The 21,683-nt window shown below is 65.2% G+C and carries 21 protein-coding genes and 1 tRNA gene; 11 read left to right on the top strand and 11 right to left on the bottom strand.

All coding sequences use genetic code 11. The features are described 5' to 3' along the window. Positions 1–69 precede the first annotated feature (69 nt). On the bottom strand, positions 70–1,347 hold the full coding sequence (gene mshC / locus LFT49_RS10635) for a cysteine--1-D-myo-inosityl 2-amino-2-deoxy-alpha-D-glucopyranoside ligase (protein WP_237428181.1): 1,278 nt from the start codon (positions 1,345–1,347) through the stop codon (positions 70–72). A gap of 16 nt (positions 1,348–1,363) precedes the next feature. Then, entirely contained in the window at positions 1,364–2,197 is an 834-nt protein-coding gene (locus tag LFT49_RS10630; protein WP_236802753.1) for an undecaprenyl-diphosphate phosphatase, read from the bottom strand. 51 nt (positions 2,198–2,248) lie between these two features. On the opposite strand from LFT49_RS10630, the gene LFT49_RS10625 reads away from it, so the two are divergent. Then, positions 2,249–3,184: an aldo/keto reductase gene (locus LFT49_RS10625; RefSeq protein ID WP_236819471.1), complete on the top strand. Its 936-nt coding sequence runs from the start codon at positions 2,249–2,251 to the stop codon at positions 3,182–3,184. Positions 3,185–3,206: 22 nt separating this feature from the next. On the opposite strand, the gene LFT49_RS10620 is transcribed toward LFT49_RS10625, so the two are convergent. Further along, complete coding sequence (locus LFT49_RS10620) at positions 3,207–3,473, bottom strand: hypothetical protein (protein WP_141941360.1); 267 nt, start codon at positions 3,471–3,473, stop codon at positions 3,207–3,209. A gap of 40 nt (positions 3,474–3,513) precedes the next feature. Here LFT49_RS10620 and LFT49_RS10615 point away from each other — a divergent pair, with 40 nt between their 5' ends. Beyond that, positions 3,514–3,747: a DUF5703 family protein gene (locus LFT49_RS10615; RefSeq protein WP_018771130.1), complete on the top strand. Its 234-nt coding sequence runs from the start codon at positions 3,514–3,516 to the stop codon at positions 3,745–3,747. A gap of 40 nt (positions 3,748–3,787) precedes the next feature. On the opposite strand, the gene LFT49_RS10610 is transcribed toward LFT49_RS10615, so the two are convergent. Both LFT49_RS10610 and LFT49_RS10605 read right to left on the bottom strand, forming a co-directional pair. After that, positions 3,788–4,948: an acyl-CoA dehydrogenase family protein gene (locus tag LFT49_RS10610; protein WP_237428180.1), complete on the bottom strand. Its 1,161-nt coding sequence runs from the start codon at positions 4,946–4,948 to the stop codon at positions 3,788–3,790. A gap of 12 nt (positions 4,949–4,960) precedes the next feature. Then, on the bottom strand, positions 4,961–6,265 hold the full coding sequence (locus LFT49_RS10605; protein WP_236802747.1) for a M20/M25/M40 family metallo-hydrolase: 1,305 nt from the start codon (positions 6,263–6,265) through the stop codon (positions 4,961–4,963). Positions 6,266–6,437: 172 nt separating this feature from the next. On the opposite strand from LFT49_RS10605, the gene LFT49_RS10600 reads away from it, so the two are divergent. Then, positions 6,438–6,520, top strand: a tRNA-Leu gene (locus LFT49_RS10600). Between the two features lie 1,996 nt (positions 6,521–8,516). On the opposite strand, the gene LFT49_RS10595 is transcribed toward LFT49_RS10600, so the two are convergent. After that, a complete protein-coding gene (locus tag LFT49_RS10595; RefSeq protein WP_237428179.1) occupies positions 8,517–10,427 on the bottom strand; it encodes a S8 family serine peptidase in 1,911 nt (636 codons plus the stop codon). A 122-nt stretch (positions 10,428–10,549) separates the two neighbouring features. Beyond that, entirely contained in the window at positions 10,550–11,011 is a 462-nt protein-coding gene (locus LFT49_RS10590; RefSeq protein ID WP_236819465.1) for a GatB/YqeY domain-containing protein, read from the bottom strand. 193 nt (positions 11,012–11,204) lie between these two features. Here LFT49_RS10590 and LFT49_RS10585 point away from each other — a divergent pair, with 193 nt between their 5' ends. From LFT49_RS10585 to LFT49_RS10570, 4 genes are all read left to right on the top strand, one after another. Continuing rightward, positions 11,205–12,800, top strand: a complete 1,596-nt coding sequence (locus LFT49_RS10585) for a phospholipase D family protein (protein ID WP_237430506.1) — start codon at positions 11,205–11,207, stop codon at positions 12,798–12,800. 95 nt (positions 12,801–12,895) lie between these two features. Further along, on the top strand, positions 12,896–13,069 hold the full coding sequence (locus LFT49_RS10580) for a CsbD family protein (RefSeq protein ID WP_142133841.1): 174 nt from the start codon (positions 12,896–12,898) through the stop codon (positions 13,067–13,069). Positions 13,070–13,217: 148 nt separating this feature from the next. Beyond that, positions 13,218–14,054 (top strand): formate/nitrite transporter family protein, encoded by an 837-nt coding sequence (locus tag LFT49_RS10575; RefSeq protein ID WP_237428178.1) that lies wholly within the window; start codon positions 13,218–13,220, stop codon positions 14,052–14,054. Between the two features lie 56 nt (positions 14,055–14,110). Continuing rightward, complete coding sequence (locus LFT49_RS10570; protein WP_237428177.1) at positions 14,111–15,136, top strand: NADPH:quinone reductase; 1,026 nt, start codon at positions 14,111–14,113, stop codon at positions 15,134–15,136. 15 nt (positions 15,137–15,151) lie between these two features. On the opposite strand, the gene LFT49_RS10565 is transcribed toward LFT49_RS10570, so the two are convergent. The 4 genes from LFT49_RS10565 to LFT49_RS10550 all read right to left on the bottom strand — a co-directional run bounded on the left by LFT49_RS10565 (position 15,152) and on the right by LFT49_RS10550 (position 17,957). Further along, entirely contained in the window at positions 15,152–15,343 is a 192-nt protein-coding gene (locus tag LFT49_RS10565; RefSeq protein WP_236802735.1) for a three-helix bundle dimerization domain-containing protein, read from the bottom strand. A 198-nt stretch (positions 15,344–15,541) separates the two neighbouring features. Beyond that, positions 15,542–15,772, bottom strand: a complete 231-nt coding sequence (locus tag LFT49_RS10560; RefSeq protein WP_237428176.1) for a hypothetical protein — start codon at positions 15,770–15,772, stop codon at positions 15,542–15,544. A gap of 74 nt (positions 15,773–15,846) precedes the next feature. Beyond that, positions 15,847–16,818 (bottom strand): glycosyltransferase family 9 protein, encoded by a 972-nt coding sequence (locus LFT49_RS10555; RefSeq protein ID WP_237428175.1) that lies wholly within the window; start codon positions 16,816–16,818, stop codon positions 15,847–15,849. Beyond that, entirely contained in the window at positions 16,815–17,957 is a 1,143-nt protein-coding gene (locus LFT49_RS10550) for a glycosyltransferase family 9 protein (RefSeq protein WP_237428174.1), read from the bottom strand. Before LFT49_RS10550 ends, LFT49_RS10555 begins: the two co-directional genes overlap by 4 nt. A 206-nt stretch (positions 17,958–18,163) precedes the next feature. Here LFT49_RS10550 and LFT49_RS10545 point away from each other — a divergent pair, with 206 nt between their 5' ends. The 4 genes from LFT49_RS10545 (at position 18,164) to LFT49_RS10530 (ending at position 21,662) form a co-directional block, all read left to right on the top strand. Next, positions 18,164–18,466 (top strand): DUF4193 domain-containing protein, encoded by a 303-nt coding sequence (locus LFT49_RS10545; RefSeq protein ID WP_018761323.1) that lies wholly within the window; start codon positions 18,164–18,166, stop codon positions 18,464–18,466. 183 nt (positions 18,467–18,649) lie between these two features. Next, positions 18,650–19,390, top strand: a complete 741-nt coding sequence (locus tag LFT49_RS10540; protein WP_237428173.1) for a M50 family metallopeptidase — start codon at positions 18,650–18,652, stop codon at positions 19,388–19,390. 29 nt (positions 19,391–19,419) lie between these two features. Beyond that, positions 19,420–20,502: a glutathione S-transferase family protein gene (locus tag LFT49_RS10535; RefSeq protein ID WP_236802725.1), complete on the top strand. Its 1,083-nt coding sequence runs from the start codon at positions 19,420–19,422 to the stop codon at positions 20,500–20,502. Between the two features lie 50 nt (positions 20,503–20,552). Next, positions 20,553–21,662 (top strand): serine hydrolase domain-containing protein, encoded by a 1,110-nt coding sequence (locus LFT49_RS10530; RefSeq protein WP_237428172.1) that lies wholly within the window; start codon positions 20,553–20,555, stop codon positions 21,660–21,662. Positions 21,663–21,683: the final 21 nt, after the last annotated feature.

Here is a 21,683-nt window from a genome sequence, read left to right as displayed (position 1 = left end):
AACAGGTGAGGGGCGTGGGCGGAAGAATTCCGCCCACGCCCCTCACTTGTGTTCCTGCAAACTGGAGTACTACAGCCGGATGCCCAGCAGGGCGTCCACCGCATCTTTCACCAGGATGCTGTCAGCAGGGCTGGCGGCAGCACCGCCGTCGTTCGCGGACCGTGCCCAGCGCGAGATGGCGGCAACCGCCGCCGGGGCATTGAGGTCTCCCGCCAGCGCTTCACGTATTTCGGCGAGGAGCGCCTTTCCTGATCCTTCGGGGGCGTGGTCCAGTGCAGTCCGCCACGCCGCCAGGTCAGCCTTGGCGGCCGCGAAGCCTTCGTCCGTCCATGACCAGTCGGAGCGGTAATGGTGCGCCAGGATGGCCAGGCGAATTGCAGCCGGGTCCTCACCGGCAGCGCGGAGCTTGGAGACCAGCACCAGGTTGCCCTTGGACTTGCTCATCTTTTCGCCGTCGAGCCCCACCATGCCTGCATGGGCGTAATGCCGGGCAAGGGGCACCCACGCGAGGGAGTACGCGTGGCCGGCGCCCATCTCGTGATGCGGGAAGATCAGGTCCGAGCCACCGCCCTGCACCGTGAAGGGCGACGGCAGGTACTTCTGGGCGATGACGGTGCATTCGATGTGCCAGCCGGGCCTTCCGGCGCCCAGGCTTCCACCCGGCCAACTGGGTTCGCCCGGCCGTTCCACCCGCCAGAGCAGCGGGTCAAGCGCCTGCCGCTTCCCGGCCCTTCCGGGATCGCCGCCGCGCTCGGCAAAAAGCTCCAGCATGGCGCTCTCGCCAAGGTGGGAAATGCATCCCAGTACCCAGCCGTCAGGTGCCGTCGACTGCTTTCCGGCGGCTTCGACGTCGTAATAGACATCGCCGTCAGGTTCCCCGTTGGTGCCTGCCACCTGGTAGGCCAGTCCCATGCTGACCAGCCGCTCCACCTCGGGGACGATCAGGCCGATGGATTCCACGGCGCCAACGTAGTGGTCGGGTGCCAGGACGTTCAGCGCCTCCATGTCGGTCTGGAAGAGCTCCACCTGCTCTGCGGCGAGGTCACGCCAGTCGACGCCGGTGGCGGTAGCACGTTCAAGCAGGGGATCGTCCACATCAGTCACGTTCTGCACATAGGAAACCTCGCTGCCGGCGTCGCGCCAGGCGCGGTTGAGCAGGTCAAAGGCAACGTAGCTGGCTGCATGTCCCATGTGGGTCGCGTCGTAGGGGGTGATGCCGCAGACGTACATGGAGGGCCTGGCCTCCTGCTCAAGTGCCACTTCGCGGCCTGCCGCAGTGTCGAACAAACGAATCGCGGGCATGTTTCCGGGCAGGGCAGGAACGGGGCGGGAAGTCCAGGATTTCACAAGCCCAAGCCTAGCCCTAGGCGCTGATGACGCCGAAACCGAGCAGGAGGTAGAGCGCCAGGCCCAGGAAGATGCGGTACCAGACGAAGAGGCGGTAGCTGCGCGTCGAGACGAACTTCAGGAACCAGCCGATGATGACATATCCCACTACCAGGGCGATCACAGTGGCAAGGGCGGTCTCCGGAAGGCCAAATGGCCCGGAAAGGCCTTCCTTGGTGACCACCTTGTACAGCTGGTACAGCCCGCTGCCGAACACGGCGGGGATGGCCAGCAGGAACGAATACCGTGCCGCGGCTTCCCGCGTGTACCCCATGAGCAGGCCTGCAGTGATGGTGCCGCCGGAGCGGGAGACGCCGGGGATCAATGCCAGGGCCTGGGCAAGGCCGTAGAAAATGCCGTGCTTATAGGTCAGGTGCGTCAGGTCCCGCTTCTGGGCACCGGTGGCGTCGGCCACGGCAAGGATCAGGCCGAAGACGATCAGCATGGTGGCCACAATCCACATGCTGCGGAGCACGGACTCGATCTGGTCCTGGAAGAGCAGGCCGAGCACGATGATGGGCAGGCTGCCCAGGATCACCAGCCAGCCCATCCTGGCATCAGGATCCTGCCGCGGCACTTTGCCGGTCAGGGATCCGGCCCATGCCTTGACGATGCGGACAATGTCGCGCCAGAAAAAGATCAGCACGGCGGTCTCCGTGCCGAGCTGGGTGATGGCGGTGAAGGCGGCCCCGGGGTCTTCCGCGTTGGGGAGGAATTCACCCACAATCCGCAGGTGCGCGCTCGATGAAATCGGTAGAAATTCGGTCAGTCCCTGCACAAGGCCCAGCAGGGCCGCTTCAAACCAGTTCACGCTAAGACCCTACGGCATGGCACCTGTGCTTCTGCCCGTAAGCTTGCTGCTATGCAGCAGCGTTACGTCGGCAACAGTGGTTTGCGAGTTTCAGCCCTCTCCCTGGGCACCCGGTCCTGGGGCGGGGAAACTGACGAGCAGGACGCTTCAGAGTTGCTGCGGACCTTCCTCGACGCAGGCGGCCGGCACGTGGACACTTCGGCGTCGTATGCGGGCGGCGCCTCAGAGGCAGTCCTCGGTTCCCTGTTGGGTGATGTGGTGTCCCGCACGGAGGTTTCCATTTCCACCAAAGCAGGAATGACGACGCCGGATGGCCGGCGCGCGGTGGACACGTCACGGAACGCGATGCTCACCGGGCTGGACGCCAGCCTGGCCAGGCTGGGCACCGACTACGTGGACCTCTGGTTTGCCGAGGCGTGGGACGGCAACGTTCCCCTCGACGAGACGCTGGGGGCACTTGACTTCGCGGTCCGCTCCGGGCGGGCCAGGTATGCAGGGATCTCCAACTTCAAGGGCTGGCAAGCGGCGAAGGCGGCCGCTGTCAGCAGCGTCCCGCTGGTGGCGGTCCAGGCCGAGTATTCGTTCCTTAACCGGTCGGCTGAGGCGGAGCTGATGCCGGCTGCGGAGGACGCAGGGCTTGGGCTCATGGCGTGGGGGCCGCTGGGCCGTGGGGTGCTCACCGGGAAGTACCGGGGTACCATCCCGGCCGGTTCCCGTGGCGCGTCCGTCAGCGAAGCCGCCTACGTGGAGCCGTATCTGGCGGAGAAGCCGTCACGGATCGTCGATGCGGTGTGCATGGCCGCCAACGGGCTGGGCCGGACTCCCCAGGATGTGGCGCTTTCGTGGCTGCTCTCGCAGCAGGGAGTTGCCACGGCCATCGTCGGCGCCCGCACACCGGTGCAGTTGAAGGAAATCCTCGACGCCCAGCTCGCGCCGCTGCCGCCGCAGATTGCACGGGCCCTGGAGGACGTTTCGGCAGCTTCCTAGGCTGCCGGGTTTTCCGGGGCCGCTATTCCTCGACGATCTCCAGGTCTTCGTCGTCGTCCACGTCGGCTTCCTCGTCTTCTTCATCCTCGTCGTCGAAGACCTGAAGCGGGGTCACTTCGTTATACGCCTCGTAAAGCGCGTCCTCGTAAACTTCGAAGGCATCGGCAACTGCGAAAAATGCTGCTTCGACTGAGGGGTCGCCGTCCCCGCGCCGGTTGGATGCTGCTATAAGGTGTTCTTCCAAAGCGGTGGTCAGGGACGAAAGCGCGACACGCGGATCGATGCTCATGACTTCACGTTAGCGGGAAAAGGACGAAAATGGAGAGCAAATGAAGGAACAATTTCTCACCAGCTCGGTCCAGCGGGAACGGGATTATTTGCGGCAGTACGAGTACCTCGTACTGACCGTCAGTCCTGATGATTCCCTGCCCGAAGCGCGGCGCCGGCTGGTTGAACACTCCGAATACGGCAAGTGGGAACTGGAACGCAGCAAGCTTTATGTGGGCGGCGGCCGGCGCTTTTGGCTCCGCCGCCGGGTGATGCAGGTCCAGCGGACCGTCTAGTGCGTACGCGGTCCGGTGGACCGTCTATCCGGTGGACCCTCTAATCTTCCAGCGGTCCCAGCCAGGCGTTCGCCACAGTGTTGTGGGCTGACTCGTCGTCGGAGGGGTGGAACATCCCGGCCAGCACATCGCGGTAGAGCCGTTCGAGCTCTGAGCCCCTGAAGTAGCTTGATCCCCCGCTGACGCGGATGGCCAGGTCCACCACGCGGCGCGCCGTCTCCGTCGCGTTCACTTTCAGGCCCACCAGTTTGGGGAACCATTGGGCCCCGTGGTCGGCAAGGGCGTCGACGTCCGCCGTCACGGACCGAAGCTGCGGGTACAGGTTGTCCATGGCCATGGCGGCGTCCGCCACCTTCCAGCGGATGTCGGGGTCCTGGGCGTAGCTGCGCCCCCCGCTCCTGAAGGAGGTCCGCCGCTTCACGGTCTCCACGCCCACGGCCAGGGCACGTTCGCCCAGCCCCGTGTAGACAGCCGCCAGGAGGCTCTCGAAACAGGCGAAGATTGCGAAGATCAGCGGGTCGGCGTTGGGGCCTACGGGAAGTTTCCGAAAGATCCGGTCCGCAGGAACGGCCACACCTTCCAGGACAGTGGTGGCGGACTGGCTGGCCCGCATGCCCAGGGTGTCCCAGTCGTCCCGGATCCGGTAGCCCGGGGTCTGGCGGGTGATGAAGCCGTGCACGAGCTCGCCGGCGCCGCTCCGGGCATCCGGGTCCTTCCCGAAGATGCCCAGGCGGGTCCAGGCCGGCGAGAGGCTGGTGAAGATCTTTGTCCCGGTGAACGAGTAGCCGCCGTCCTGTTCCGGCGTGGCAGTGGTCCGGGAGTCGAACAGTACGGAGTCGTTGCCGGCTTCCGAGTTCCCGAAAGCAAAGACCTCGCCCTGGGCGGCTTCCTCGAGGACGAAGGCCAGCGAGTGGTCGCCCCGCGCAGCCAGAACGTGGGCGACGCCGGTCCAGACCAGGTGCATATTGACAGCCAGTGCGGTGGCAGGGGCAGCCGTTGCCAGCCTGCGCTGGCACTGCGCCGCCGCTTCGAGCCCAAGCCCTGCGCCGCCGTCGGACGCCGGCACGAAAAGCTTCAGGTACCCGGCCGCTGCCAACTCCTGGAGGTCCTCATGGAAGAAGGCGTTGTCACGATCATATGCGGCAGCGCGGCCGCGGATGCGCTCAAGGAGCTCATCCGGCAACAGTTCCTCAGGAGTCACGGCCTGGTCCCTTTAGTAGTTGGTGAGCAGGGTGTTCAGTACGCGGGCGCCGAACTTGAGGGAGTCCGCCGGGACGCGTTCGTCAACGCCGTGGAACATGCCGGTGAAGTCCAGATCGTCCGGAAGCATCAGGGGTGCGAACCCGTAGCCGGTGATCCCGAGGCGGCTCAGCGACTTGTTGTCCGTTCCGCCGGAGAGCGTGTACGGCAGCACCTTGGCACCCGGGTCCTCCTTGTGAAGGGCGTCGATCATCGAGTCCACCAGGTTTCCGGCGAACGGGACCTCGAGCGAGACATCGTTGTGGACGTAGCTGACGTCCACGCCGTTGCCGGCCAGTTCACGGACGATCTCGAGGACCTGCTGTTCCTGTCCCGGCAGTGTGCGGCAGTCGACCAGGGCTTCGGCAGACTCCGGGATGACGTTGTGCTTGTACCCGCCCTTGAGGAGGGTTGGGTTGGTGGTGTTCTGCAAGGTGGCGCCGACGAACCTGGCCACCGTACCAAGCTGGTTGAGCAGGAGGTCAGGATTGTCGGCGTCGAACTCCACACCGGTGAGTTCCGTTACACCGTCAAGGAACTGGCGCGTGGTGGGGGTGAGCTCGATCGGCCACTTGTATTCGCCGATCCGCGTGACCGCAGCGGCCAGGCGGGTGACTGCGTTGTCCGTGTTGATTTGGGAACCGTGGCCGGCCCTTCCATGGGCCACGAGGCGGAGCCAGGAGATGCCCTTCTCCGCCGTCTGGAGGAGATAGGTGCGCTGGCCGCCGATGGTCGCCGAGAAGCCGCCGACCTCGGAAATGGCTTCAGTGGCGCCTTCGAAAAGTTCGGGGCGGTTGTCCACGGCATAGCGGGCGCCGTACACGCCCCCGGCTTCCTCGTCCGCGAAGAAAGCGAAGATGATATCCCGCTTGGGCTTCCTGCCTTCCCTGGCGAAGCTCCGCAGGACCGAAAGAATCATGGCGTCCATGTCCTTCATGTCGACGGCGCCGCGGCCCCAGATCAATCCGTCCTTCAGTTCTGCGCCGAACGGGTCCACCGACCACTGATCACGGAGGGCAGGAACGACATCAAGATGGCCGTGGACCACCAGGGCGCTGGCGGACGGGTCCTCACCTGCCATTCTGGTGACAACGTTGGCGCGGCCCGGTGCGGACTCGAAGATCTCTGCGCTTAGGCCCACTTCTTCAATGAGCCCAGCGGCATACTCGGCCGCCGGCCGCTCCCCCGGCCCCGACCCGTCTCCGTAGTTGGAGGTATCGATCCGGATGAGTTCCTGGCAGATCCGGACAACTTCATCCTCGGGCAGGACATCAGGCATATGGGGCTCCTTGGTAGGGAATGACTGGGGCGGCACGGGCTTGAATCGCTGTCCTCAGCCTACCTACTTGGCCCGATTCGTTGTTCTCCGAAAAGTCGTGTTAGAGTTTTTCTCGCTGCTTCGGAGAGGCGCGAAACGCTGAAAGGCGGGACGGCTTCCCGAAATACCACCTGCGCGGGTGGCGGAATGGCAGACGCGCTAGCTTGAGGTGCTAGTCCTCGAAAGGGGGTGGGGGTTCAAGTCCCCCTCCGCGCACAAAGAAAACCCCGGGAAACCGGGGTTTTTTTGTGTCTCCAACCACGCGAGACGCGTTTTCAACCACGGTGGTGCCGGTACCCAGTACAACTGGGGTTTGGAATCCAGCTCCCCGGGCTGTTTCTTGCGGTGCAGTCGAGTGGGAAGGCATGTCGGCCGGGGGGTCAAATAGGGTGTGCCTGGGGAAACGGGGCGCACATTGTCCTGTGTCCCTATGACCTCGTCCGCATCCCCTAATGGCCTTGCTTCACCTCGGTGACAAGCGGAAACTATGACCCATAGGGTTACGCAGTCAGCCGATCCGGACCACTGCGGAAAGCAGGGACTCGTGTCCTCGCATGCTGACCATTCCCAAACATTTGAGCTCCCGCAGGTACCCAGCCCGTCAGGACAGGACCAGTGGGCCTCCTGGCCAAAGCGGGCCTTTGCGCCATGAGCACGCTTCAGGCGGTGGCCCTGATCTTCGTTGGCGCCTTCGCCTGGATCGGCCTGACCGTAGTTGTTCTTCTGAATTTGAGGCGCCGCAGGAAGGGGTCCTCCAGGGTGGCTGCGGCACCGCCGGTTCCAGTCCCGATCAGCTATCGCCCCCATCGGCCCTGGCGCCGCGCCCGGCCCGTCACCAGCCAAGCCCCTGCCCCGCGACGACACAGGTTGAGACTCAGACGAATCCGCGGCTGATGTCGTTTATCCGACCGTGAGGCAGCCCGCCAAGAAGCAGGGTGGCCACCAATCTAATAAGCAATCACCTATTCAAGGTGACCTTTCTTTGGAGCAGGAATGGATACCGGGACGATCCTCGGGTTCACTTTCGGTTACCTTGCCGCCATCGCAGGGATCTTCATTCTGTACAGCCCGATCATCATCTTGTGCATCGGCGTACTCATCGCGGGTGGCCTCCTGCAATTGCTGCTTTTGCCCTTCGCGGCCCTGATCAGAAGGCTGCGGCGCCGGCCACCGCCGGAAACGGACCCGTCATGGCTTCTGGACCGCAGCAGGCAGGGCGAAGTAAACGTCCGACGTGCAGATGGTCGGCGTGCAGATGGGACGGGCCCTGCTGGCCCAGTCCCCCAATGACGGCGCCACTACCCGGCCCACTGCTTCAGGCCGCCCCTCCCCTGCTGCCGCATTTGTTGAGTCAGCAGGATCCCGGCCTGCTTCCGGGCGATACTCATCTGTCGGTGCGACGAAATGATGCCGCCGCGGAATTATGACCGCCGGGCTGGTCCTGCATTGACGACGTCCAGCAACTCCGAGGCAGCAACCTCAGTGGTTTCACCGCCGTCCCCAAACACATGCCGCAGCAACAATCTTCTGACAGTACGTTACGGCCGCTGGCATAAAGGCGGACTTCGGCACGGAGTTGCGCCCGGATTTACGGGAGTCACCGTCCTAAGCTTTCGCCATGCACCCCTTAGCGGCAATCGCCTTGGTGTTCCTGACGGGGCTTGCCTGGACAGTTACGGTTCTAAGCATGTTGGTGTCCCTTGCGAAAGCCAGAGGGCGGGCGATGCCCGAGCCCGCGAGCAGCCCACAGCACATGCAGACACCCGTTGCCGATGCCGAAGCAGCAGGAAGGTAAACCTGCCATAGCTCGCCGTGCCGGTCTTTCCCCAGAACGTCTCGCCGCCCGCAGGAGTGTCCGGTGGTAACACGTCCTGCATCAGCCGACAATTTCCCGCCTGGATCCTGGCCGCAGGGCTGACGGATTCTGTCGCCCGGCTACCGCGGCTGCAAGGGACATGGCTAAGGACGGCGTCGTGGTCGTTCTACAGATTGCGCACCCAGGCCGCCAACCTCGTGTCCGCGCCGTAGTCAGGGCCCCTGCGATAAGCAGGGCCGCCAGGGGAACCGCGACGCTGACACCTACGCTGGCGGTCGCTGGCACAGGTGTTTCTGCCAGGCCGGCGCAGGGATGTCGGGGCTCCGGCAGTTTACGCCGAAACAGCAAAGGGAACCCCAGTCCCGGACATCCCGGGCGCTTGCTCCTGCTGCCCCTTTACGCCCAGATGATGTAGTAGCCGCCCGGACTCCAATGGATGATGCCGCCCTGGTAGTTCTGGGCGACACTCCCATCATTGCCAGTCGGATATTCATCGCTTGTGGGGTATCCCAGGCGTCCCGATTCAAACCCCGTTGAGGCCCAGATGGACCGGATCGCACCGACGGAGATGTGGGCGCCCGTGGCTGGAGACCAGATGATCGCTCCGCCCTGATAGTTCTGGTAAACGCCCCCATCCCGAAGACCGGTGACCTCGTCAGTCACCGGGTATCCCAGCCGGCCGTTCTCAAAACCCGTGGCTGCCCAAAGCCCGCGGATAGCGCCGGTGGAGACGTGTGCCCCGGATGCAGGCGAGTAAACGATGCACCCGTGTTCAAAACACTGATATCCGCCGCTGTCCTTCAGGCCGTAGACCTCGCCTGTGGTGGCCGCTCCGAGGGCGCCATTCAGGGATGCCGCCTTGGCGGCGATCGGAGTTTGCGGGGCTGGAAAGATGACGGCAGTGGAGGCATCGATAAGGCCTGCTCCGCATCCGCCCGGGCAGGTTCCCAGGAGGGGACGTGCGGTCGCCTTGAGCTTGGCTTCGATTTGGGATGGCGCCAGGGAGGGATCGGCCGCCTTCATCAAGGCACCAACGGCCGACGCCATGGGCGTGGCCATTGACGTGCCCATCATGTATCCATAGGTCTCGGCGCCCGGGCTGGTGGTACCGGCATTCAACGTGGAGAGGATCCCCCCATCCGTGTCGCCTCCCGGGGCCATGACATCCACCGTGGGGCCGAAATTCGAGTACGACGCCTTGGACCCGGCCTTGCTGCTGGCGCCGATGGCAATCACGTTGTTGCAGTTCGCCGGCGCGACGTTCGACGCGGGCTGGTTCTCATTGCCCGCAGCGACAAAAACAGTGGAACCGCGGCTCACGGCGCCGTCGATGGCTGCCTGCATGGCGGCAGGGCACGCGGCAGTTCCCCCGACGCTCAGGTTGATGGTCTTCGCCGGATTAGCGTTGGCGGGTACGCCACTGACCGTCCCCCCTGAGGCCCAGGTAATGCTGTCGGAAACATCAGAGAGGTAACCACCGCAGGCACCGAGTGCGCGGACCGGCTCGATTTTCACTCCGGGAGCAGCGCCGCTGACTCCCTCGGCATTGTTGGCGACGGCGGCGATAAGCCCGGCCACGTGGGTTCCGTGCCAGGAAGAGTTGGCGGACGAGCCGGAACCGCAAGCACCTGCGGTCCGGAAATCCCCCGGATCGGAGGGGTCGGCGTCCCTTCCGTCGCCGTCACCTGAAGAGGCTGGATCGGTAATCATGTCGTAACCGGCGGTGACATTGCCCTTGAGGTCGCTGTGTTGGGTGATGCCGGTGTCGATAACGGCGACGACCTGTCCCGTACCCGTGGTTTTATCCCACACTGAGGGGACGCGGATGCCGGAATTGGGATCGGACAAACCCCACTGCTGGGAGTAGTAGGGGTCGTTTGGTATGGACGACGGATACAGGAGGATGTCGGGCTCCACCGAGGCGACGTCAGCGCCCGCGGCAAGGCTCTCCAACATACGCTGGGACTCTGCAGCACTCAGCCGGCGGCTTGCCTTCACTACCTTGGCGTCGCCGGCCGTGGTCTTGACCTCCCTGACCTCGATGGAGGTATCGCCTGCAGCCTTCGCATACGTCTTGCCCCGCCATGCAACGCTGCCCGCTGCCGAGGGCTTGAACTTTACGATGAACTGGTCAGTGGGCCGCGGGGAAGCCGCGGAACCGACTGGAGTGGGAGGACCAGGGGGCACTGCCGGGCTGTTCGCGGCGATGGCAGTTGTTGCGGTGCCAGAGGCAAGAATGACGGTGACCGCCAGCAGCCGCCTGGTCCTGGTACCGATGGTTTTTGTCCGACCAGTGTTCGTGCGCATATCCGCTCCTCTGGGGCCTCCCGGTTCCACCAGCGAGCCTACTAAGACCATGCCGCGTGCGGGACCCCCGCAGCGTCCCCCAATCCACGTGGGCTAAACCCCGCAATGCTCCCGGATACTGGTCAGGCCAACCGGCCCCTAACCATCTCGCTGACGGCCTTACCGTCGAAGCGTCCCCCGATCCTGGGAGTGACGGATTTCATGATGGTCCCCATGGAGCGCATGCTCAGCTCGGCGCCGTCTGACTTCAGGCCGGCAATAACCTCATCGACGATGGCTTCGGCTTCCTCACGGGTCAGGGCCTTGGGCAGGTAGGTCTCGATGACCTCGGCCTCGGCGATCTCCGCGTCCGCCCGGTCGGAGTGGCCGGCGGCGGAATACGTGGCAGCGGTGTCCCGGCGCTTGGCAGCCTCCTTTTGCAGGAGTGCGGTGACCTGGAGGTCATCGAGCTCAATGGGGGTTTTTCCGGACTTCTCCCGCGTTTCGATCTCGCCCAGGACGTTGCGGACCGTGGTCAGGGCCACTCTGTTACCGGCTTTCATATGAGCGACGACGTCGCCCTTCAGTTTTTCCTTCAGTGACATGGTGTTGTGGCCTCATTCTTTGTTCGGATGGGAACTGCCATGGCCAAGCCTATTCCGCCGCTCCTGCGCGCGGCGCGGCTACTGGATGTGGGGCCGCTCCTTTCACGGTCACCGATTGCGCAGGTACGTAGGCTAGTTTGGGAACCCAGTCGCCCGGTCCCCCGGGCCCCGAAAGGAGCACCGAGTGGAAAGCATGGTTGGCAAGTGGTTTCTGAATTGGGTTGAGCGCGGCAACCCCGCCTCTGACATCCAGGCGGGTGGTGCGGGAACTCCGGCGTGGTCGGAAGGCAACCTGGTCCGCCCCTTGGTTCATGGAGCAGCCTACTTCGCCAGGCTGCGGGATGAGCTGCGCGGCCTCCAGGCGGGTGACAGGGTTTGGTTCACCGACTGGCGCGGCGATGCCGACGAGCAGATTGCGCCAGACGGAACCACCATCGGCGGGTTGCTCGCCGGGCTGGCCAGATCGGGGGTGGAAGTGCGCGGCCTCGTCTGGAGATCCCACGGCGAGCGCATATCTGCGCCCATCAGCGGCCGCTCCAACGAACATCTCAGCCGGCAGATCAACGACGCCGGCGGGGAGGCCCTGTTGGATCAGCGGGTGCGCCTGTTCGGCTCACATCACCAGAAGCTGATGGTCATCCGCTATCGCGACGACCCCTCCCGCGATGTCGCCTTTGTAGGGGGAATCGACCTTTCGCACAGCCGCCGGGACGACGCCGGCCACGCCGGGGACCCGCAGGCCGTGAAGATGGATTCGCATTACGGCCCGAGGCCCCCATGGCATGACGCCGCCCTCGAACTGCGGGGCCCGGTAGTGGCAGATGTGCTGGCCGTGTTTGCCGAACGGTGGAACGATCCCCACCCGCTTGACCGCCATACGCCGTACCGGATGCTGTTGCAGCGCCTGGCCCGCATGCCCCGGCACCCCAAACCACTCCCGGAGGCCGCTCCTCCCCCGCCTCCGGCCGGTCCGCATGCCGTTCAGCTGCTCCGCACCTACGGCCTGAAGCACCCGCCCTTCCCGTTCGCACCGGACGGCGAGCGCAGCATCGCGCGGGGTTATGCAAAAGCGTTCGGCCAGGCCCGTTCCCTCATCTACATCGAGGACCAGTATCTGTGGTCCAGCGAAGTGGCACACGGAATAGCAGCCGCACTGGAGCGCAACCAGGAACTGAACGTGATCATCGTGGTGCCCAGGTACCCGGACTCCGACGGGTTCCTCGGTGGTCCGCCCAGGCGCTTGGGGCAATTGCGCGCCATCAGCATGCTCCGCAGGGCCGCGCCGGACCGGGTGGGGGTGTTTGACCTGGAGAACAGCGAGGGGACTCCCGTCTACGTGCACGCCAAGATCTGCATTATCGACGACACCTGGTTCACCTGCGGATCCGACAATTTCAACCGCCGGTCCTGGACCACTGACAGCGAGCTCACCTGCGCCGTGATCGACACCTCCGCCGAAGGCTCACAGGACGGGGGAACACGTACCCCAAGGTCCCGCCCGCTCGCCAGGGAGCTGCGGCAGCAGCTGTGGGCCGAACACCTCGGCCTGGACGAAGACGACACCCAGCTCCAGATGGATGGGGCGCTGCAGTTATGGAACCGCACGGCCGATGCCCTGGACCGCTGGCACAGTACGGGCCGCCGTACGAAACGGCCCGCGGGACAGGTACGCCGCCATGTCCCGGAACCTGTCCCGCCCCTCCATCGCCTTTGGGCCGATCCGGTCTACCGGTTCATTGTCGACCCGGACGGCCGTCCCCGTGGGCTCCGCGGCACCACCCGCTTTTAGCCCCCGACGCCCGTGGACTTGAAAAATAGATCATAAGCATGCTTATGATGTTTCCAGCCGAATGCGAACGGCTGTCAACCACAGGAGGTAACACCATGGGACTGGGCGACAAGATCGAGAACGCTGCCGAAAAGGCCGGCGGTAAGGGCAAGGAAGCGGCGGGTAACGCTACCGGCGACGAGAGCCTGCGGGCCGAAGGCCAGGCGGACCAGGCAAAGGGCGGCCTGAAGCAGGCCGGCGAAAAGGTCAAGGACGCTTTCAAGGACTAAGAAACGGTCTTTTGGAAGGGGCGCACCCAGCGAACGGGGTGCGCCTTTTTCATGCCCTCCCCCTTTGGCCAGCACACGGATGGGTGGGACCGGCTCCGGCGGGTACTTACCCAGTAGCATTCCAGGCGACCCGGCAGCGGAGAGGCACATGAGCGAAGAACGACGGCGGGAGCTCGGGGAGTCTGACGCCCCAGTTGAGCATGACCTTCAGGAGTCGTTCGAACGGACGGTGGGCCAGGGGGCCGAGCGGCTGCATCGAACCATGCGGAACATCCTTGTGACAGGCGTGTTCGGCGGTTTTGAGGTGGGACTGGGCATCATGGCGTACCTGGCAGTGCTCCATGAAACGGGAAACCATCTGATAGCGGGCCTGGCGTTCAGCATGGGGCTCATCGCCCTCCTGCTGGCCCACAGTGAGCTGTTCACGGAGAACTTCCTGATGCCTGTCGCGGCTGTCGCTGCCAAGGAAGCGAGCTACACCCAACTGGCAAAGCTGTGGGGAGGAACGCTCATTTCCAACCTGCTGGGCGGATGGATCTTTGTGTGGATCGTCATGGTGGCATTCCCCGAATGGTCAACGGTGGTCAGCGAGAGCGCCCACCATTTCGTTGACGCCCCGTTCTCCCTGCAGTCCATTGCCCTGGCCGTCCTGGGCGGCAGCACCATCACCCTCATGAGCAGGATGCAGCAAGGCACGGACAACGATGTGGCCCGCATTGTGGCCACCGCTATCGGCGGGTTCCTCCTGGCTGCGCTGCCGCTCTTCCACTCAATCCTCGACTCCCTGCTGATCTTCGCCGCGATCCACTCGGGCGCGGACATCAGCTACGTGCAGTGGCTGGGCTGGTTCGGCTACACGCTGCTGTTCAACGTTCTCGGCGGCATCATCCTGGTAACCCTCCTGCGCCTGGTGCGGACAAAGGAACTTATTCAGAAGCGCCGCACGGAGGCACCCACTGACCCCGACGCCGCCCGCAACCCCTGACCGGCAGCGGTAGCTTGGAACCCGTAGGAATTATGCAACCGGACATGGGAGAAGACATGAAGGCAATCGTGTACGAAGCAACAGGTCCCTCATCTGTGCTCAAGCTGCAGGACAAACCGGTGAGTGATCCGGGTCCGGGCGAGGTCAGGGTCCGTCTGGTGGTGTCCGGAGTGAACCCCACCGACTGGAAGTCACGGTCGGGCAGTGGAAGCAACAAGCTGCCCGACCCCAAGGTTCCCAACCAGGACGGAGCCGGGGTTGTCGACGCACTGGGGTCCGGGGTGGCCGGTTTCAACGTGGGCGACCGTGTGTGGCTTTGGGATGTCGCATGGGCCGGTAACGAAGGTACGGCCCAGGAATACGTCGTGGTGCCTGCCCATAAGGTGGTGGCATTACCGGACGCCGAATCCTTCGATACGGGTGCCTCGCTGGGAATTCCAGCCCTGACAGCACACCGTGCCCTGACGTCGAACGAGGACGGCCCGGACCAGCTCTCCCCCGGAGCCCTGGCAGGCCGGAGTGTGTTGGTCACCGGAGGCGCAGGGGCTGTGGGGCATGCGGCCATCCAGTTGGCCCACTGGGCAGGGGCTTCGGTCATCACTACCGTCAGCGGAGACCGGAAGGCTGAGCTTGCCCGCCGTGCCGGCGCCGACACGGTTATCAACTACCGGTCCGAGGATGTGGTCCACGCCGTTAAGGCAGCAGCACCGGACGGCGTCGACATCATCGTGGACGTGAATGCGCCGGCGAACATCGAGACTGACCTGCAGGTCCTCAAACCCGGCGGCACGGTCTCCATTTATGCAGCCAACCCCGGGGAATCGCTCAATGTTCCCATCCGGGAAAGCATGACCAAGAACGTCCGCTACCAGTTCATCCTCACCTACACGGTCACGGATGAGCAGAAACAGCAGGCAGTGGCGGCAGTTGCCGGGGCCCTGGAAGCGGGTGCGCTGCGGGTGGGCGAAGACCATGGACTGCCCCTGACGCGCTTCACCCTTGAGCAGACGCCGGCGGCACATGATGCCGTGGAACAGGGAACAATCGGAAAGGTGCTCATCGACGTCGCACCTGCGCCTTAATCCCCGGCGCCGGTCTCAGCGCGAGAGGCGGTCCCGGGCGGCGTGTTCAACCAGGACAGGTATGAACGCGCGGACCCTGCCGGTGTCCAGCAGGCTGTGCTCCTGCTGGACCACGTCCTCGATGTGTTCCCTGGGCAGGGCGGGAAACTTCACCGCAAGCCTGTCCACCACGTCCCCCAGCGCCCGCAACTCTTCGCTTACTCCCATCGGGAAAGTGTCAGGGTTTCGGCGGATGCGGTCAAGACTTGACCTTCAACGCTGCGGCAGGCAGGGGCAGGGGCAAGCTGCGGCAGGCACACATTCAGCAGGCCAATGCAGCAAAGCCCACGACGGCGGGCGCCTGCCAGGGCGCGTCGCCCTCCCGCGGGTGCTCCACGCTGATGCACCCGCGGAAGACCGCCGTCGTCAGTGCGGGTGCAGCCTGCGGCTCCGGGGGCGCCGGCCCCGCCCTTGGGGGTGGGAACCGGCAGCCACCGGACGGTACTCAATCCGCCGCTTCTCCGCCCGGATGTCGCGCCATTCCTGCCGCCGCGCTTTCCGTTCCGGCCGGTCGATGGCGGACAGAATCGTCAGCGTCACGGTGACCCACAGGAACGCTGTCCCCAACACCAAGGCGATTTCCAGCTCAGTGCTCATGCACCAATTTTAGGCCGCAGGGGCCGGACTCCAACCCTGCGGACCCACATCAACGGCGTGCAAATCCACAGTGCCTAGAGAAGCCCCAGGCTCCTTACGGCAGCCATGACATCGGGGACCTGGACGGCCAGCAGGGCAGGATCGGGCTGGGCTGCAAACGTGTCCCCGCGCCGGAGTTCCGCGCGGGTCAGGACCACATGCGGCCCCGGAGGGGGCCCCCAGATTTTCGGCGGGGCCGGCCCGAACAGCACCACGGAGGGTGTCCCGTACGCGGATGCCAGGTGCGCCGCCCCGGTGTCGGCTGAGACAACCAGGCGTGCGGCGGCGATCGTGGCAGCGAACTCGCCAAGGCCCAGCACCCCGGCAAGAACGGTGGTGCCCGGGAGTCCTGCGAGGCGGCACACTTCCTCAGCCCTTACCCGTTCCGATGTCCCGCCGGTGAACACGACCTGGTGTCCCGCTTCTGCGAGCGCCGCTGCCACCGCCGCAAAGCGCTCTGCCGGCCACAACCTGCTGCCGTATGCAGCTCCCACATGCAGGACTGTGGCGCCTGGGACCGGGCTGGGCATATGCGGCGAATTCAGCTGCACATCCAGCGGATCCGCCTCGATGCCATGCCATTCCACCAGCCGTACCCAGCGTTCGCGCTCGTGCAGCTCCGGCCGCCAGGGCGGCCCGTCCCGGTGCGGGCTCCGGTGGCCCACGGTCTGCCGTGCCTTTAGCGCGTCGATCCGCCCCTGGCTCTCCGGACCGCTGCCGTGCAGGTTGACGGCCACATCCACCACGCCCGGTTCCATCGCCAGGGGTTCATCCAGGCCGTGCGTCGGCAGCAGCTCATAGCCGCCCACCAGACCCAGTGCTTCGGATAACCATCCCTGTGCCGCGTAGCGCAGCCGGTGCTCAGGGAAAGCCCGCCGGATGCCTTTGAGTGCCGGCACTGCGACCAGCAGGTCGCCCAGCTTCAAGGCGCGCAGGACCAGAAGTTCCGGTTTCCCATCGGCAGGAATCGTGTCGCCGGACTGCTGGGCGCTTTCGGCGCCGGTCATGCGTCCTGCTTGGCGAACGTCGTGGCGGTGAGGCTGAGGACGTCCTCATACACTTCAGGCACTCCGATTGTGGCCACCACTGAGTCGTCGTGGGCGCAGCGCGGGGCAGTCCAGCCGACCTGGGTGACGTCGATGCCGCAGGTGGGGCAGGTGGTGACCCAGGACGCGTGCACGCGGTGCAGGCTCCTGCCCAGGGCGCCGGCGTTGATCACGTTGCCGGCCCAGAAGATCCCCACCGTGGGTACGCCGAGCGCCTGCGCAAGATGCCGTGGGCCACTGTCGTTCGCCACGACAACATCAGCTTCCGCCAGCAGCGACACCAGTCCCGCCATATCGAGTGCCCCGGCCACGGAGCGGACGCCGGGTGATGCCGCCCGCTCGGCAATCCCCTCTGCCAACTCCTGCTCGCTGCTGTCCCCAACAATGATCACCCGTGACCCGTCAGCCGCGCAGGCGGCCGCGAGTTCGGCGAACTTCTCCGCCGGCCAACGACGGCGGGGGTCGGTGGCACCGGGATGGATCACCACCAGCGGCTGGCCGGCTTCGCTGTTGGCAGCTTCCGTGGCTGCTCCACCATCAGCCGGCGACAGCCGGGCCTCGAGGTCAACGGGGAAGGCACCTGCGAATCCTGCCACCTCCAGGGCCCGCAGTGGTTCGTTCTGGTAGTAGAGGTAGGGGATGGTGCGTTCCAGGCTGGCGGCGTCGGGTGTCCTGGTGCCCACCGTGTGGCGCGCCCCGAGGCGCAGCAGGAAAGGATTGGAATACCGCCCGCCGCCGTGGACCTGGACGGCGAGGTCGAAGTTCCGGCTGCGCATCTGCGCGAAGAAACGCTCCAGTTCTTCCGCATCTTCTTCCCCGGGCCGGACTCCCTCGGCGAAGGGCAGGACCACCACCTCATCAACGGGGCTCTTCAGTGCCGCCAGCAGCGCCTTGTGGATCGGCGTGCCCAGCAAGGTGATGGTTGCTTCGGGGTAGGCCGCCTTCAGCGCCGCCATGGCGGGGATCGCGAAAATCAAGTCTCCCAAACCGCCCCCGCGCAGGACCACGATCCTGGACACGGCGTCGAATTTCTCCAGCACGGGACCGACACCCACGCCGACTTGTCCCGCACCGCCGAACTCTGCGGTGAGTTGCTCCAAAATCTGCCCCTTCCGTCACGCAGAGGGAACAGCAACCGGCCGTCCCTCCACTGCCCATGCCGCCGCATTCCGGTTCCAAACCCGCGGCCGCTCCTTTGAACCTTTACCCAATCGGCACCGGATCTACGCTCCCTGTTGGGGAATACCGGCTCCATGCTGTACGTTTCATACCCGACAGCCCATCAAAGAAAAGAGAAGCACCCAAAGTGGCAACCGATTACGATGAACTGCGTTCCGACGTCAAGGAATCGCAGGACAACTCACTCGAGCAGCTCCAGTCAGCGAATGCTCCCGACGCCCGCAGCGTTGTGCAGGAGTTGGACGAAGCTGACGGGCTGGACGGCGCCGGGGTCCCGGGTGGCGAATTCGTCGCTGAGGAGCTCGTAGTCCAGGTTATCCCGCAGGCTGAGGACGAGTTCACCTGCTACTCCTGCTTCCTGGTCCGCCACCGGTCCCAGATCGCCCGGCAGAAGGACGGCCACAGCTACTGCACCGAGTGCGAAGGCTAGGGCGACACGCTTCCGCCAGTGGCCAAAATCACCACCCTTGCCCGAAAGGCACGCCGCACCAGGCGTGCCTTTCGGCTTTAAGCACTCACCGCCAAGCATTCACCCAGCCCAGCTTCGTAAGGTTGGGCACACAACGTACGACGCCGGCACGCACCACCCCGGCCCGGCAGCCAGGAGGCAACGGTGGACAGCCCCGCCAGCTTGTGGAGCGCGTTCAGCGCCGCCTTCACCCAAACAAACGTACCCACCGTCACGTGGGTTGAGCTGCTCCTGTCCCTGGCAGCCGCCGTCGCCCTGTCCATCCCGCGCCGCAGCTGGCGCTACTTCGGGCTCCTCGCCACCGCCACGCACGAACTGGGGCACGCGTTTGCCGCCGTGACCTCCGGGCAGCGGCTGGCAGGGATCCGGCTCCGGCTCGACCATTCGGGGACCACCACCACGTACAGCCGGAGCAGGCTGGCGGCCGCGTGGTCGTGTTTTTGGGGCTACCCGGTGCCTGCCATGGTTGGTGCAGCTTTCGTGTGGTGCGGGCTCAGTGGTTGGGGTCCCGCCGCCATGGCCGCCACTGCGCTGGTCCTGGCCACGTCGCTGGTCTTCCTGCGCAACCTGGCCGGATTCGCCATCACCGCATCAGCCATCGCCGGCACCGCCGCATTGGCGTTCCTGGCACCTGGGCCCGTCGTGGGCCACGTTACCGTCGTCCTCGGCATGGCGCTGCTGGTGGCTGGCGTCCGCGACCTGCTCAAGCTCACCAACGTCCACCTCCGCCGCCGGGACCGCCTGGGCAGCTCCGATGCCTACCTCCTGTACCGGGCCACCTCCGTTCCCTCGGGGATCTGGATCGCCTTGTTTTCGCTGATCGTCGCCGGGGCCTGGCTCGTGGCGTGGCAGCCTATCTCGGTGATCCTGCTGAAAGGTCCCTAGATTTCAGGGGCGGCGCATAGGCTGGTGGCATGAGCCAGGAAACGGAAAGCACCCGCACAGCGACCCACGCCACCAACGAGCACAGCACCCGCGGAGCCTATGTGACAGGCGGCGCGGAATTTACCCGCGACACCAACTACATTGAGGACCGCATCACCAGGGACGCCGCGCCCGGCAGCAACGGCGAGCCCGGCTGGCCCGTGGAGGCAGGGCGCTACCGCCTCATTGCCGCCAGGGCATGCCCATGGGCCAACCGCACCGTAATTGTCCGCAGGCTGCTGGGGCTGGAAGAGGCAATCTCGCTGGGCCAGCCCGGCCCCACCCATGATGCACGTTCCTGGACTTTCGACCTCGATCCCGGCGGCGTGGATCCGGTCCTGGGCATCGAGCGGCTCCAGGAGGCCTACTTCAAACGCTTCCCCGGCTACCCCCGCGGCATCACGGTCCCTGCCATCGTGGACGTGCGCAGCGGCGAAGTGGTGACCAACAACTTCCCCCAGATCACCCTGGACTTTTCGACGGAGTGGACGGAGTTCCACCGACCGGGTGCGCCGCAACTCTATCCCGAGCACCTCCGCGACGAGATCGACCAGGTGAACAAGCGGGTCTTTACCGAAGTCAACAACGGCGTCTACCGCTGCGGCTTCGCCGGCTCGCAGGAAGCCTATGACGCAGCATACGAACGCTTGTGGACCGCCATGGACTGGCTGGAGGACCGCCTCTCGCGGCAGCGCTACCTGGTTGGCGACACCATCACCGAGGCGGATGTGCGGCTGTTCACCACACTGGCAAGGTTCGATCCCGTGTACCACGGGCACTTCAAGTGCAACCGGCAGAAATTGAGCGAGATGCCCAACCTGTGGGGCTACGCCAGGGACCTGTTCCAGACGCCGGGCTTCGGTGACACCATCGACTTCGTGCAGATCAAGCGGCACTACTACATCGTCCATGAGGACATCAACCCCACCGGAATTGTTCCCGCCGGCCCCGCGTTGGGCGGATGGCTGGAAGAGCACGGCCGCGAATCCCTGGGCGGCCGGCCCTTCGGCGACGGTACCCCTCCGGGGCCGGTCCGGCCGGGTGAGGAAGTGGCACCGGGACACGGAGCCTAAGTCGGGCCAAACCCGGCGCGAGAAATCGCTTTCCTCCTACACTGAAAGGCATGCAGACTTCTCTTGGTTTTGTGGCGCCGGGGTACGAAAACGTGCTGGGCCTGTTCAAGTCCCTTCTCGCAGAGGACCCCCGTTACAGCGCGCAAGTCGCTGCCTACCAGCACGGGGTGCCGGTGGTGCACTTGGCCGGTGGGCCGGACATGGACGCCGAAACCCTGACCGGCGCATATTCCTGCTCGAAAGGCGTTGCCGCAATGGTCATCGCTCTGCTCGTGCAGGACGGCGTCCTTGAGCTGGACAAGACAGTGGCCCACTACTGGCCCGAGTTCGCAGTGCATGGAAAAGACCGGCTGCTGGTGCGGGAGGCGCTGTCGCACCAGGCCGGTCTTTTAGGCGTTGAGGGCGGCTTCGGGCTGGACGAGTTCACAACAGCCCGCGCCGCCGCCCGGCTGGCCGCTGCCGCCCCCGCATGGGAACCCGGCCGGCAGTTCGGCTACCACGCACTCGCCATTGGCATCCTGATGGAGGAACTGTGCCGCCGCACCACGGGTGAGGCACTGCAGGACCTTTATGACCGGAGGATCCGCAAACCGCAGGAGGTGGAGTTCTTCCTCGGCCTTCCGGAGGACCTGGAACCGCGGTACCGGGATGTCCTCTACGAAGATGTTGCGAACCAGCCGTGGGTGGACCCCCTCAGCCTCGAAGGCCTCAACAGCAATGCACCCGTCAGCACCATCATGGAGCTGCCGAACATCCGGTCCGTGCGGGCCGCCGGTATGTCCGCGGCGGGCGGTGTGGGATCAGCAGACGGCCTCGCCCGGCTGTACGCGGCGGCGACCACCGGCGTCGACGGCGATGAGCCGTTCCTCACAGGTGGGACTGTCGCGGCCATGACGCGGGAGCAGGTGTGGGGCCTGGACCGGTCCTCCGGACTGGACAATGCTTTCGCCGTCGTCTTCATGAAACCGCACCCCTCGCGGAACTTCGGAAGTTACCGTGCCTTCGGGCATGAGGGGGCCAATGCGGCCCTTGGATTTGCCGACCCCTCCTATGGCATGAGCTTCGGCTACATTCCCCGGCGGCAGGAAGAAGGGCGCACTCCGGGCCGGGCCCACCGCCTCGCCGCAGAGGTGCGGCGGTCAGCGGCCGGCTTGTCCTGAGGGTGCCCCGGGCCTACTGTG

The organism is Arthrobacter sp. FW306-06-A (assembly GCF_021870055.1).
GTDB lineage: Bacteria > Actinomycetota > Actinomycetes > Actinomycetales > Micrococcaceae > Arthrobacter.
The sequence above is the reverse complement of the archived record's forward strand: the minus strand, read 5'-3'. Positions and strand labels throughout refer to the sequence as shown.

Bases quoted from the DNA above. Each gene is read 5' to 3' on its own strand.
- LFT49_RS10625 (WP_236819471.1), top strand. From the start codon at position 2,249: ATGCAGCAGCGTTACGTCGGCAACAGTGGTTTGCGAGTTTCAGCCCTC.
- LFT49_RS10620 (WP_141941360.1), bottom strand. From the start codon at position 3,473: ATGAGCATCGATCCGCGTGTCGCGCTTTCGTCCCTGACCACCGCTTTG.
- LFT49_RS10615 (WP_018771130.1), top strand. From the start codon at position 3,514: ATGAAGGAACAATTTCTCACCAGCTCGGTCCAGCGGGAACGGGATTAT.
- LFT49_RS10605 (WP_236802747.1), bottom strand. From the start codon at position 6,265: ATGCCTGATGTCCTGCCCGAGGATGAAGTTGTCCGGATCTGCCAGGAA.
- LFT49_RS10595 (WP_237428179.1), bottom strand. From the start codon at position 10,427: ATGCGCACGAACACTGGTCGGACAAAAACCATCGGTACCAGGACCAGG.
- LFT49_RS10590 (WP_236819465.1), bottom strand. From the start codon at position 11,011: ATGTCACTGAAGGAAAAACTGAAGGGCGACGTCGTCGCTCATATGAAA.
- LFT49_RS10585 (WP_237430506.1), top strand. From the start codon at position 11,205: ATGGTTGGCAAGTGGTTTCTGAATTGGGTTGAGCGCGGCAACCCCGCC.
- LFT49_RS10580 (WP_142133841.1), top strand. From the start codon at position 12,896: ATGGGACTGGGCGACAAGATCGAGAACGCTGCCGAAAAGGCCGGCGGT.
- LFT49_RS10575 (WP_237428178.1), top strand. From the start codon at position 13,218: ATGAGCGAAGAACGACGGCGGGAGCTCGGGGAGTCTGACGCCCCAGTT.
- LFT49_RS10570 (WP_237428177.1), top strand. From the start codon at position 14,111: ATGAAGGCAATCGTGTACGAAGCAACAGGTCCCTCATCTGTGCTCAAG.
- LFT49_RS10565 (WP_236802735.1), bottom strand. From the start codon at position 15,343: ATGGGAGTAAGCGAAGAGTTGCGGGCGCTGGGGGACGTGGTGGACAGG.
- LFT49_RS10560 (WP_237428176.1), bottom strand. From the start codon at position 15,772: ATGAGCACTGAGCTGGAAATCGCCTTGGTGTTGGGGACAGCGTTCCTG.
- LFT49_RS10555 (WP_237428175.1), bottom strand. From the start codon at position 16,818: ATGACCGGCGCCGAAAGCGCCCAGCAGTCCGGCGACACGATTCCTGCC.
- LFT49_RS10535 (WP_236802725.1), top strand. From the start codon at position 19,420: ATGAGCCAGGAAACGGAAAGCACCCGCACAGCGACCCACGCCACCAAC.
- LFT49_RS10530 (WP_237428172.1), top strand. From the start codon at position 20,553: ATGCAGACTTCTCTTGGTTTTGTGGCGCCGGGGTACGAAAACGTGCTG.